Annotated in this window: 12 protein-coding genes and 1 pseudogene; 6 read left to right on the plus strand and 7 right to left on the minus strand. The window is 31.0% G+C overall.

Annotation, left to right across the window (positions count from 1 at the left end; translation table 11 throughout):
* Nucleotides 1-443: pseudogene (locus HMPREF3265_RS06540) on the minus strand (hypothetical protein); the annotation flags it as partial.
* Nucleotides 444-627: 184 nt separating this feature from the next.
* On the opposite strand from HMPREF3265_RS06540, the gene HMPREF3265_RS06545 reads away from it, so the two are divergent.
* The 6 genes from HMPREF3265_RS06545 (at nucleotide 628) to agrA (ending at nucleotide 5,713) form a co-directional block, all read left to right on the plus strand.
* Entirely contained in the window at nucleotides 628-1,251 is a 624-nt protein-coding gene (locus tag HMPREF3265_RS06545; RefSeq protein WP_070440204.1) for a nitroreductase family protein, read from the plus strand.
* Nucleotides 1,252-1,443: 192 nt separating this feature from the next.
* Nucleotides 1,444-2,229, plus strand: a complete 786-nt coding sequence (locus tag HMPREF3265_RS06550) for a carbon-nitrogen family hydrolase (protein WP_070581837.1) — start codon at nucleotides 1,444-1,446, stop codon at nucleotides 2,227-2,229.
* A gap of 729 nt (nucleotides 2,230-2,958) precedes the next feature.
* On the plus strand, nucleotides 2,959-3,525 hold the full coding sequence (locus tag HMPREF3265_RS06555; RefSeq protein WP_070581835.1) for an accessory gene regulator AgrB: 567 nt from the start codon (nucleotides 2,959-2,961) through the stop codon (nucleotides 3,523-3,525).
* A gap of 2 nt (nucleotides 3,526-3,527) precedes the next feature.
* The gene (agrD, locus tag HMPREF3265_RS06560; protein WP_053017473.1) at nucleotides 3,528-3,668 is read left to right on the plus strand and encodes a cyclic lactone autoinducer peptide AgrD; all 141 of its coding nucleotides are present in this window, start codon (nucleotides 3,528-3,530) and stop codon (nucleotides 3,666-3,668) included.
* Nucleotides 3,669-3,694: 26 nt separating this feature from the next.
* On the plus strand, nucleotides 3,695-4,978 hold the full coding sequence (gene agrC, locus HMPREF3265_RS06565; RefSeq protein WP_070581833.1) for a quorum-sensing sensor histidine kinase AgrC: 1,284 nt from the start codon (nucleotides 3,695-3,697) through the stop codon (nucleotides 4,976-4,978).
* Nucleotides 4,979-4,996: 18 nt separating this feature from the next.
* Complete coding sequence (agrA, locus tag HMPREF3265_RS06570; RefSeq protein ID WP_070861187.1) at nucleotides 4,997-5,713, plus strand: quorum-sensing response regulator AgrA; 717 nt, start codon at nucleotides 4,997-4,999, stop codon at nucleotides 5,711-5,713.
* Nucleotides 5,714-5,830: 117 nt separating this feature from the next.
* On the opposite strand, the gene HMPREF3265_RS06575 is transcribed toward agrA, so the two are convergent.
* The 6 genes from HMPREF3265_RS06575 to HMPREF3265_RS06600 all read right to left on the minus strand — a co-directional run bounded on the left by HMPREF3265_RS06575 (nucleotide 5,831) and on the right by HMPREF3265_RS06600 (nucleotide 12,136).
* Nucleotides 5,831-6,796 (minus strand): carbohydrate kinase family protein, encoded by a 966-nt coding sequence (locus tag HMPREF3265_RS06575; protein WP_011275300.1) that lies wholly within the window; start codon nucleotides 6,794-6,796, stop codon nucleotides 5,831-5,833.
* 3 nt (nucleotides 6,797-6,799) lie between these two features.
* Nucleotides 6,800-8,284: a sucrose-6-phosphate hydrolase gene (locus tag HMPREF3265_RS06580; protein WP_011275299.1), complete on the minus strand. Its 1,485-nt coding sequence runs from the start codon at nucleotides 8,282-8,284 to the stop codon at nucleotides 6,800-6,802.
* Between the two features lie 84 nt (nucleotides 8,285-8,368).
* Nucleotides 8,369-9,328: a LacI family DNA-binding transcriptional regulator gene (locus HMPREF3265_RS06585; RefSeq protein WP_070861189.1), complete on the minus strand. Its 960-nt coding sequence runs from the start codon at nucleotides 9,326-9,328 to the stop codon at nucleotides 8,369-8,371.
* A gap of 100 nt (nucleotides 9,329-9,428) precedes the next feature.
* Nucleotides 9,429-10,673: an ammonium transporter gene (locus HMPREF3265_RS06590; protein ID WP_070581829.1), complete on the minus strand. Its 1,245-nt coding sequence runs from the start codon at nucleotides 10,671-10,673 to the stop codon at nucleotides 9,429-9,431.
* 121 nt (nucleotides 10,674-10,794) lie between these two features.
* Entirely contained in the window at nucleotides 10,795-11,019 is a 225-nt protein-coding gene (locus tag HMPREF3265_RS06595) for a sulfurtransferase TusA family protein (protein WP_037538043.1), read from the minus strand.
* Between the two features lie 19 nt (nucleotides 11,020-11,038).
* A complete protein-coding gene (locus HMPREF3265_RS06600) occupies nucleotides 11,039-12,136 on the minus strand; it encodes a YeeE/YedE family protein (RefSeq protein ID WP_070861190.1) in 1,098 nt (365 codons plus the stop codon).
* Between the last annotated feature and the right edge of the window lie 84 nt (nucleotides 12,137-12,220).

Here is a 12,220-nt window from a genome sequence, read left to right on the forward strand (position 1 = left end):
GATGAATCATTATCTCCTGGTTGCTCTCCATCATTCGGATTGATTGTATCATTGTCTCCAGAATTATTTGTGTCATCACCATTATTTAAATCAGTATTACTGCCTGAGTTACTATTATCAGATGCGTTACTTTGATCCACAGTATTATCACTATTTTGATTAGCATCATTCTCGTTATTTGATGATGTATCGCTTTCACCGCTATTTTGATTATTATTTTTTTCTAATTGAGTTGAATCTTGGGTATCAGATTGATGATTTTCATTGATGTTATTACTACTATTTTGACGTTCTTGGGTATCCGTGTCTGAACTAACCTTACTACTATTAACTTCATTCGTAGCCTGTTGATTATTTTCTACAGCTTTTACGACGTTCTCATTTCCTAGCATAGATGTGCCTAGAGCTAAAATGAGACCTGTATGAGCTATTTTCTTTTTCATCAATCTTCCACCTCCTTGTTTTATAACACTTACAGTATAAAGAATATTTACATATAATGCATTGAAATAAGGTTAATGATAAAAAATATTAATATTTTTGACATTTTTTGTTAAAAACATTTTACATATTTAAGTATAATATTTATACTAGAGATATAACTTATATAAACAAAGAAGATTTAACATGGGCTTATTTAGCAAATCAAAAACAAAACCATTTTTACAAGAAATCGAAGATAGACGTACTATCTATAGCACTGAAACAACAATTTCAATCAGTGATAAAGAACTAGAAGATATGATAGAACATATTATTAAATACACTCCTTCTGCTTTTAATTCTCAATCTACTAGAATCGTTTTGTTATTAAATGATCAACATCACAAATTTTGGGACAATACTAAAATAGTATTAAAAGATGTGATGGGACCTGACCGTGATTTCACTCCAACTGAACAACGTATCGACGGATTTAAACATGCATATGGCACAATTCTTTATTTCGAAGACGAAGATGTGATTAAAGGTTTACAAGAACAAATGCCAAATTATGCTGATAACTTTGCTAATTGGTCAGTTCAAACAAACGCAATGCATCAATTTGCAATTTGGACTGCATTAAGTTCAAAAGGAATTGGCGCTTCATTACAACATTACAATCCTTTAGTAGATCAAATCACTACACAAGAATTTGACATCCCTGCTTCATGGAAACTTGTTGCTCAAATGCCATTTGGTGACATCCGTGAAAAAGCTGGTGAAAAAGAAATACAACCAACTAACAATAGATTAATAATTAAAAAATAATCTACATTCATTGATATCGATTAGATTAACAATTCAAGACTCAGTTTCTCTATGATTCATTTCTATGTTGAAATTGAGTCCTTTTTATATTTATTTTCAAAAATAAAGCATTTTAATCATCACTTTCAAATTTTGATTTTCTTATTCTATTTTAGTAAATTAGAGATAATCATGGGATGAGGAGATTTTTAAATGAAAATACAATTATTTCAATTTTATGTATCATACGGCAATGTAGAAAAAAATGAAAATAAAATAATAAATTGGTTCGAAAATAAATTGGAGGAAGATACAGAGGTTGTTGTTCTTCCTGAAATGTGGAATAACGGATATGCATTGGATGAATTAAATGAGAAAGCAGATAGAGAACTTAGCAGAAGCTTTCCCTTTATCCAATCCTTAGCTAAACAATATAACGTCGATATTGTAGCTGGATCTGTATCAAATATTAGAAATGGCAAAGTTTATAATACTGCATTTACCGTTTCTAAAAACGGACATAGAATAAATAAGTACGATAAAGTTCACTTAGTCCCTATGCTAGATGAGCCGACATATTTAGAAGATGGCAAAACAGTACCAGAACCATTTCCTCTATCTTCAGGTACTCAAGCTACACAAATTATTTGTTATGATTTAAGATTTCCAGAGTTATTAAGATATCCCGCTCGTAATGGTGCACAGATAGCTTTTTTTGTAGCTCAATGGCCAACACCTAGATTGAATCACTGGAGAGTCTTACTTCAAGCACGTGCAATTGAAAATGACATGTTTGTTGTTGCTTGTAACGGAACTGGAAATGACAGTAATACTGATTACGCTGGTCATTCAATGATTATCAATCCAAATGGTGATATATTAGCTGAATTAGGCCAGGATGAGGACACAATCGCATTTAATATTGATTTAAATGAAGTTGATGTTCAACGTGAGAATATTCCTGTATTCAAAAATTTAAAACCAAATCTATATAAATAGTTACTAATCTGTATCCAATTAAATGGATACAGTTTTTTTTACAAAAAAAGTCACGAGCTTGGGAGGAACTCGCGACTTTCATATTAAGGGAATGTTTTTACAGTTATTTCAATCTTTTGGGGATGTTATTAATTATGAAAATTTTACGATAGCTTACATCCTGAAAATATTTAACTTCTATATCTTACAATAGCTAAGTTAAACACTTTCCACTGAGTTTAAACTTCAGTAACTTTACTTAGTTCATTAATAAGTTGGGATGGCTTATTAATGAACTCGTTTAACTACACGAAGAAAACCAAGTAAGAAACTTCATATAAACAAGAAGTCACTTTAGTAATAATGATTAATGGGACATTACTACTATTGCAATGGTTTCATAACCATTAATAACACTTACAACATATGGTAAAGGTGTCAATAATTTCGCAACTACAAACAAAATTATTTAACTCAATTACCAAACAATAACTATTAAATTTAAAGACTAAGATTATTAAGTTTTTATCACTTGTAAGTGATATGAGTCTATTTAAACACAACCTATGAATAAATAATTAATTATTTCTTAAATCGCATTTTTTTATACATAACTGTAATATTTTATATGTTAAAATATTACTTGTAATTTCAATATAACAGTTAAGTATTTATTTTGAACAGTTAAGCATAAGTACCCAGACCAATTGCACTAAATTGTATAATTGATATAAGGAGAGTGGCACACCATTGAAAGCAATTGATAATAAGATTGAGCAATTCGCATTATATTTGCAACGCAAAAATAATCTTGATCATATTCAATTTTTGAAAGTAAGATTGGGATTACAAGTTGTTGTAAGCAATCTATCAAAAACAATTGTGACATATGGTGTTGCACTTATCTTCCATACATTTCTATACACTTTATTTACACATGTAAGTTATTTTTTAGTTAGACGTTATGCACACGGGGCACATGCAAAATCACCATTGCTATGTCATGTTCAAAATTTAGCTTTATTTGTAGGATTACCCTGGTTGCTAGTATATTTTCAAGTGAATCTGGGTATTATGTATTCTGTAGTTGCAATTGGGACTGTTTTAATTATTTACTATGCCCCTTCAGCAACTAAGAAACAACCAATTCCTAGTCACTTAAAAATGAAAAAGAAGTTATTATCAGTCATCATAACAATGGTTTTATTAATAATTTCATTTTTAGCACCAGAACCGTTTAAGCAATTAATTTTATTAGGAATTACACTTGAGAGCATTACATTATTACCAATCTTTTTTCCTAGGGAGGATTATTAACTATGACAGTATTATTCGATTTGTTTATTAAATTTTTCTCATTTTTATTAGAATCTGTAGGTACATTAGCTTCTTATACTCCATGTGCTACGTACTTTGATGAGCCAGAAGTTCCTGAAGAGTTAACTAACTTAAATAGATAATAAATGTTAGAAAGTGTGAGAGAAGTATGGATGTATTATCAAACGTTCCATTGGCTTTTTTTCAAGGGTTTCTCTTATTTTTAATCGCTAAAATTATTTTAGACATAAGTTATACTAAAAGGGATTATTTAGCCATTTTAGTGGTTATAATCCCTTCAGCCTTTTTATTTATTTACTTGGGCAGTATATCAATTTTATATTTATTAATTGGTTGTGGCTTAATCTTATATACTAAGGTTAAGCTGTATTCATTGATTGCTGTATTAAGTAGCGCTATTCTTATGTTTTTCAGTAATTTTTTAGGTTTTTTATTCGTGGTTTTAGTTGAAAAGCACACTCAAAATTACGTAATAATTTCCTTTTCATACATAGTTATATTTTTTGCTATTTCATTAGTTTTGGCCTTTTCAGTTCAAATTTTATTAAAAAAACTAATGCAATCTTATTTATCTATAAACAAAACTTATTTAACTATAATTTCATTAGTATTAGTTTTATCTTTTATTATCTTGTATGTTTATTCTCAAATACCTAATATAAATAATTCATCCTTAAAAATGTACGGTTTAATTTTCATTGGAATTATTCTTTTCTTTACTGTTCTAATTATTTTCATATCTAACTATATGATTAAAGAACTTCGTTATAAACGTAACATGGAAGAGATTGAAACATATTACGAATATACGTTACAAATTGAGTCAATTAACAATGAAATGCGTAAGTTTAGACATGATTATGTGAACATCTTAACTACAATGTCTGAATATATTCGTGAAGATGATATGCCTGGATTAAGACAATATTTTAATGAAAATATCGTACCTATGAAAGATAATCTTCAAATGAAGTCTATTAAAATTAATGGAACTGAGAATTTAAAAGTACGTGCGATTAAAGGCTTAGTTACCACTAAAATTTTACAAGCTCAAGAAAAAAACATTCCAATTAGCATAGAAGTACCAGAGTTAGTAGAACATATAGAAATGAACACGATTGATCTTAGTCGTATCATTGGAATTATTACTGATAACGCAATAGAAGCATCTGAAACGCTTGAAGATGCATTAATACGTATCGCTTTTATTAATACAGACTCTTCCGTCATGTTTATTGTTATGAATAAATGTAAAGAAGATATGCCACGTATTCACGAACTATTTCAAGAACGCTTTTCAACAAAAGGAGAAAATAGAGGTCTAGGATTAAGTACTCTGAAAGAAATTACTGATTCTACTGAAAATGTATTACTAGATACCACAATAGAGAATGGCTACTTTATACAAAAAGTAGAAATCATTAACAATTAGTCATAAGGATGTGTAATCATGAAAATATTCATTTGTGAAGATGATGTAAAACAACGTGAAAATATGGTTTCAATTATTAATAATTACATTATGATTGAAGAAAAACCTATGGAGATTGCGCTTGCAACAGACGATCCTTATGAAGTCATTGAAAAATCTAAAGAGATGAATGATGTCGGATGTTACTTTCTAGATATTCAATTAGAGGCTGATATCAACGGTATTAAATTAGGTACTGAAATTCGTAAGTATGACCCTATTGGAAATATCATATTCGTTACAAGTCATAGTGAGTTAACGTACCTAACCTTTGTTTACAAAGTGTCAGCAATGGATTTTATCTTTAAAGATGATCCAAGCCAATTACAGTCCAGAATTATTGATTGCTTAGAAACTGCACACACTCGCTTAAAATTATTATCTAAAGAAAGTACTGTTGAAACGATTGAATTGAAACGAGGAAGTAATTCAATTTATGTTCAATATGATGACGTAATGTTTTTCGAATCATCTACAAAATCACATCGATTAATCGCACATTTAGATAATCGTCAAATTGAGTTCTATGGCAATTTAAAAGAACTTGCACAACTTGATGAGCGGTTCTTTAGATGTCACAACAGCTTCGTTGTTAACAGACATAATATTGAATCCATAGATTCAAAAGAACGTATTGTCAATTTTAAAAACGGTGAGCACTGTTTTGCTTCGGTTCGTAATGTTAAAAAAATATAGTTATGTCTATCAAACTTTTTAAATATAAATTTCATCACAGAAGTAAAAATAATTGAGAATATCACGTATAAAAAAGCCAGTAAATGAACTAATAAAATCATTTACTGGCACTTTTTATCATTTATTTAATTCAGTTGTAACATCTTCAATTGTAGGAATACTCTCTATTGCACCGTATTTAGTTGTAACCTTTGCGGCCACCATGTTGCTAAATCTGAGAATGTCCTGTCCTTCTTCTTTTAGCAACTTAGTAATATTTAATTCGTCACTCAATAGCATTCTACTTATTGCAGCTCCTATAAAGGCATCCCCTGCGCCAGTTGTATCAATTGCTTTTACTTTAAATCCTCCATGATGTATCTTAGTCCCATCTTTTAAAATGATACTTGCACCTGCAGCACCTTGAGTATAAATAACTGCTTCTACAGAACCCTCAAATAATGATTGAATAGCTTTATCTTCATCCGCTTCACCAGTTATAAATTCTAGCTCTTCATCTGAAATTTTAATCACATTAGCTTTCGGTAAAAATTCATGAATTGCTTCTTTACATGCTTCAGCATTTTGCCAAAGAGGTAAACGAACATTAGGATCAAAAACAATGGTTGCATTTGCTGACTTAAATTTATTTACCATAGATTTGTGAGCTTCTTTCATATTACTTTCAACTAAATCAACAGAACAGAAATGTAATACATCGTTTGGCTTGATTGTAATTTCATTTAGATATTCAGCTTTATAAAGCATATCAGCTGAGGGTTTACGATAAAATGAAAAATCTCTTTGTCCATCTTCTTTTAAACTCACAAATGCTAGTGCAGTATTAGCTTGATCTGTTCGCTTTATAAATTGAGTACCTACACCAATATCTTTTAAAGTTTCTACGATAATGTCTCCAAATGCATCATTACCTAATTGAGTGACCATTTCAGTGGAGGCACCCATTTTTCGAGCTACACTCACAACATTAGCTGGTGCACCTCCAACCTGTCTACTAAACTGTTCAACATCTTTAAGTTCAGAGTTCTTAACATTTGGAATAAAATCTATTAATGCTTCACCTATCCCATATAACTTTCTCATTTTTTACTCATCCTTAAGTTCATATTTAGTGAATTTTAAATATACTTGTCCAGTCTCCGTTGAAGTTTCTATACCTGTAGCATTTTCATCTGGAAATATTCTTGATGTTAAAACACGTTCCCCATCATTACAGAATATTTCAATACTAGATGTATCAACAAATATTTGCAAACGTGTGAGAGGAGAATCCAATATCGTACTTCTCGTTAAATCTTGAACATTTTCAGGCAATAATCCACTTTCTGAGCGATCTAATGTAATTTTTTGTTCCCTTGTATTGTAGATAATTTTGGTGTTATTTTGTTTTGAGGTCCGTAATTCAAAATAAATTTTTGAAGCGTCATTTTCGATAATATCAATAATTAGTTCATATTGTTTGCCTTCATATGGATGTAATTTTCGGTTAAATTTATTTGCATAACCTAATGCCGTTTCTTTATTTTTACGTAATCGTTCAAGACCTTTAAACGGGCGTTGTCGTAATTGATTATTCTCTATTGTTAGTACTCTAGGTATCGTTAAACAATGTGCCCATCCTTCTTCATCAGTAGGATAATTTATTTCTGGCAAGCCCATCCAACCTATTAAAACTCGATTGCCATTTTCATCTAAAAAAGTTTGGGGTGCGTAAAAATCAAAACCATTATCCAGTTCTACAAATTCACTATGATCAAAGGATAATGAATCAAAATTTAAATCCCCAATTAAATAGCCTGATTGATATATATTTCTAAACTGATCCCCTTGTGGTTCTATTCCCTGAGGGCTGAACAGTAAGATATCCTTAGAATCTAATTTAAAATAATCGGGACATTCCCACATATAACCAAAGTTTTTTAATTTAGTATCAATTTCTCCACAATATGACCATTGATTTAGTTGCTTATCATTCGTTTTATAAATTAAGCAGCAACCAAGTTCCTCGTTTGTTTGAGCACCTATAATCGCATAATATTCATTATTTAATTCAAAAACTTTAGGATCTCTAAAATGACTTGTATACCCTTCAGGTTGTGAAGGAATTACGGGTTCATCAAATTTAGTAATCTCTCCATTACTTTGAACTTTAGCAATCATCTGACTAGCATATCGATTCCATTGTTCATCACGATGATTGCCTGTATACATGTAATATAAATCTCCATTATGATCAAAAGCACTACCACTGTAAACACCATGGCTATCATAATATGTATCGGGTTTGATTAAGGTATCTTGTGGTTCAAATGCTACTAAATCATCACTAGTATAATTAAACCAATATTTCAATCCATGCACTGCTCCTAATGGGAACCATTGATGTGAAACATAATATTTGCCGTTATGATAAATTAATCCATTAGGATCATTTAGCAAACCAGTTTCAGGTTGAATATGAAATATTTGACGAAATCTTGACGCTTTAACTTGTTGCTTGAGATTTTCTAAGTACTTTTTATCAACGTCTTCAATACGACGATAACGTTCTTCTCTTGACCATTCAGCCATATTATTCCTCCAAAATAATTTAAATCTAAAGTTAATATAATTTTATCATTGATTATGGTATCGGTTCCATAGTTTTAAATATTTTTAAAAATCCTCTATTTCAACAGGAATGACAGTTTTAGATACTGCATTTTTAGAAAAAATTAATTCATTCAATTGGTTCATAGCATATGTGCCAGCTTTAAAATAATTGAATTTAACTGTCGTAATAGCGGGTGTAACAAGTTGTGTCATTGGGTCTCCCCCAAATCCAAAAATATGATAATTTCCAGTAGCATTGTTTTGTTGAGAATAAAATTTATGAATTGCTAATGCAATAGGATCTGTTGCTCCAATTAACGCATCGATACCTCTAGCATTTTTTAACTTCTTAGAAACATCATTTTTTGCCTCTTCATATCTAAAAGAAGTTAAATAAATTTCAGGATAAACATCGTATTTTTTCAAACCATCAATAATACCTTGTTTACGTTTGATGCCTACAGCAACGTCCTCCTCACTTACACCAAAGAATACAACGTTTTTATGCTTTTTACGCCCTATCTGTTCCCCTACTATAAAACCAGCTTGATAATCATCATGAATTATACTATGTAAATTGGGATAGGATTGTCCAACCAGAATTACCGGTACATTTAATTTTTCAATTACTTCCAAGTGTTCATCAGTCAAAGTAGTAGCCATTAATATAATGCCATCCACTTTACTTCTTGAAAATGTCTCCAATGCCCCTATTTCAGCACGTATATCTAAACCAGTATAGTTAAGTAATAATTGATATTGATGTTGATGGCATACAGATACAATTCCTTTCACAGTTTCATCAACCGCATGTGAATTCATCCTTGGAATGATAGCACCAATAAGATTCGTATGTTTAGCTCTTAAACTTTGAGCAAACTGATTCGGCTGATAATCATGTTCTTCAATAATTCGACTTAATTTTTCTTTAGTTTGATGGCTTACTGAGCCACCATTTAAAAAGCGGGAGACCGTGCTTTTAGATACTTCCGCTAATTTTGCGATATCTGATATATTTTTCATTAGATTAATCACCTAAATTAATTTTCATTTAAAGATTATTTTATCATAGGAATAATCTCTCAAAGTAACTTTTTTAATATGTATTATCCTAATAATATTATCAATATCTCTTATTTAATTTGTTTAGTTCTCCATAAAAATAGGCTTTCTCACCATGAACAAGTTGATCTAAACCTGCTTTATCTTCTTCTTCAGTAGTAGCGATAGGCATTATTTTCTGTAAAATTTTTCCTATAATCCATGTTAAAACAATGGTATAACACAATACCACGACAACAGCTAGTATTTGAATTAAGATTGAGTGTACATCTCCTGTATAGATTAAACCATTTGATACATCATTATTAACATAGTGTGATTGAAAAACACCGGTAAGAATAGCACCAACAATTCCTCCAGCTCCATGAATACCAAATGCATCAAGTGTATCATTATATTTATATTTCACTTTAATTACATTAATAACAAGGTAACAAACGATTCCACCTGTAATTGAAATAATATAAGCACTGAAATAACTAACATAGCCTGCTGCCGGTGTAATAGCGACTAACCCTGCCAACACGCCTGATAACAACCCAAGTAAACTTAATTTCTTAGTAATACAGTACCCAACTACTAACCAGCTAAGAGCGCCACCACTTGCAGCAATAATCGTATTTACAAATGATGTTAATGCGACATCATTTAAAGTATATGCACTACCTGTGTTAAAGCCATACCAACCTACCCATACTAAAATACCGCCAATTAAAGTGATTAAAAGATTATGTGGCTGTATTTTTTCAATTTTTTTACCATTACCTATCATAATAGCCAAAATTAGTCCTGAGAGTCCAGATGTGATATGTACAACTGTACCACCTGCATAATCAAGAGCACCAAGTTGTTGAATCCAACCTCGGCCCCACACCCAATGCGCAACTGGACTATATATTAAAATCACCCATAAAAAGATAAAGATAATAAATGGAAAGAATTTCATACGTTCAGCGATTGAACCTGAAAGGATTGAAACTGCAATTGTACAAAACATCATTTGGAATAGCATAAATAATGCAAATGGAATATGCGGACTTAATTGATCATTAACTGCAAAGCCAACATGCTGTAACCCAATTAAATCAAAATTCCCTATCAAAGCATTTCCAGTTCCAAAGCTTAATGAAAATCCTAATGCAACCCATGTGAAAGTCACGATAATCATTGCTGCCATACTTTGCATTACTGTATTCAAAACATTCTTTGATTGAACTAGACCACCGTAAAATAAGCTAAGACCTGGTGTCATAATCCATACAAGTAAAGTGCAAAGAAATAAAAAAATTGTGTCATCCATCTTCATAATTACCACTTCCTTTAAAAATATCATAATGATACTAAATTGAAATAGCAAAAATACGTAAGATAAAATGACACAATATGTTACATAATATAACACAGACGCTTTACATGCTTATTTTGTTTTAAGCTTTCTGAATTGTAATTGTCCATGAAGCATCGTCTAATTGTTCATAATTCGTAACTGGATAACCTTGCTCGGCTGCCCAATTAGGAATAGCTTCTGTTGCTTGTGTACAATCAAAATCAATTTTAAGTTCATCACCACTATCTAGTGTTTGCATTTTCTTTTGCGCTTCTATTAATGGGAATGGACAAACCATACCTACAGTACCTAATTCATATAACATTGTATTACCTCCAAATTAATTAAGTCGTTTGTACTTGTTTTGTCGCTGTTGTTGCTTGAGACTTAGATGTTTGTTTTTCTAATTTTTTCATTGGTCTAATAAATATAAAGTAACTCATAAACCATACACCTAAAATCATAGAACCAAGTGCTATCCATCCTTTCCAAGACATGATAGCAGTTTCTACTAAACCATTTCCAATTGAACATCCTCCAGCTACTGAAGCACCAAATCCCATACAAATACCACCAATAGCACTATTGCGAATGGTCTTCTTATCAGGTAATCGCCATTTAAATTCACGTGATCCTTTAGCAGCAATATAAGAACCTAAGAATATACCTAAAATCAATAATACTCCCCAATCAATTAGCTTAGTATCACCTGTAATTAAAAAGGTAATTAAGTTTGCTGAAGGTGTAGTAATGCCTAAGCCGTAATCTCTTCCAGTAGAAATACTCATTGGCCAAGCTATCAAAGCAATTAACCCTACTGCAATACCAGCCACAAATGGATGGTATCGTTTTTCAAATAAATAGTGTCTCAAGCCACTATACTTTTGTTTAAGCTTTGGAACTGCAAATTTGGGTTTTGGTTTACGTAATGTTTTAGTTACAAAAATGATAGTTATAATTGTTAATACTAACGTAAACACCCACATAGGAATACCGGTAGTCTGAGACATATTTGCATTAATGTTTGTAGGTTTATTAATCCATGTCATTACTGGAAGTAAAATACCAGTTTTAGTAATAGCGGCAGTTACAGCATATAGTACGAGCGCTATCCAACTGCCAATCAAACCTTCACCAGCTCGATACCATGTACCTGTAGCACATCCTCCTGCTAATACAATACCGATTCCAAATATAAAACCACCAATAATTGTACCTATAATTGGAAATGTACTATCTGGGATAGATATAACATTTAATCCGGTTAAAATAAGTAGTCCAATACTTTGGACTGTAATAGCAACTAATAAGGCATAAAACATTTTATTATTTTTTTGAACGTACATATCTCTGAAGCCACCAGCTAAACAGAAGCGTGTACGTTGCATCACAACCCCTAATAATATACCTACTATAAGACCACTAATAATCATCCATATCACTATCATTTCATCCTTTCCCGATTATTTTACTAAGGTATTATAATCAATTGTACTAAATTTGGCAACATCTTAAAATTAAACGCT

The sequence above is a fragment of the Staphylococcus sp. HMSC62B09 genome, assembly GCF_001839115.1.
Lineage (GTDB): Bacteria > Bacillota > Bacilli > Staphylococcales > Staphylococcaceae > Staphylococcus > Staphylococcus haemolyticus.

Coding starts and splice junctions, on each gene's coding strand:
- HMPREF3265_RS06545 (WP_070440204.1), top strand. CDS start 628: ATGGGCTTATTTAGCAAATCAAAAACAAAACCATTTTTACAAGAAATC.
- HMPREF3265_RS06550 (WP_070581837.1), top strand. CDS start 1,444: ATGAAAATACAATTATTTCAATTTTATGTATCATACGGCAATGTAGAA.
- agrD (WP_053017473.1), top strand. CDS start 3,528: ATGACAGTATTATTCGATTTGTTTATTAAATTTTTCTCATTTTTATTA.
- agrC (WP_070581833.1), top strand. CDS start 3,695: ATGGATGTATTATCAAACGTTCCATTGGCTTTTTTTCAAGGGTTTCTC.
- agrA (WP_070861187.1), top strand. CDS start 4,997: ATGAAAATATTCATTTGTGAAGATGATGTAAAACAACGTGAAAATATG.
- HMPREF3265_RS06575 (WP_011275300.1), bottom strand. CDS start 6,796: ATGAGAAAGTTATATGGGATAGGTGAAGCATTAATAGATTTTATTCCA.
- HMPREF3265_RS06580 (WP_011275299.1), bottom strand. CDS start 8,284: ATGGCTGAATGGTCAAGAGAAGAACGTTATCGTCGTATTGAAGACGTT.
- HMPREF3265_RS06585 (WP_070861189.1), bottom strand. CDS start 9,328: ATGAAAAATATATCAGATATCGCAAAATTAGCGGAAGTATCTAAAAGC.
- HMPREF3265_RS06590 (WP_070581829.1), bottom strand. CDS start 10,673: ATGAAGATGGATGACACAATTTTTTTATTTCTTTGCACTTTACTTGTA.
- HMPREF3265_RS06595 (WP_037538043.1), bottom strand. CDS start 11,019: ATGTTATATGAATTAGGTACTGTAGGTATGGTTTGTCCATTCCCATTA.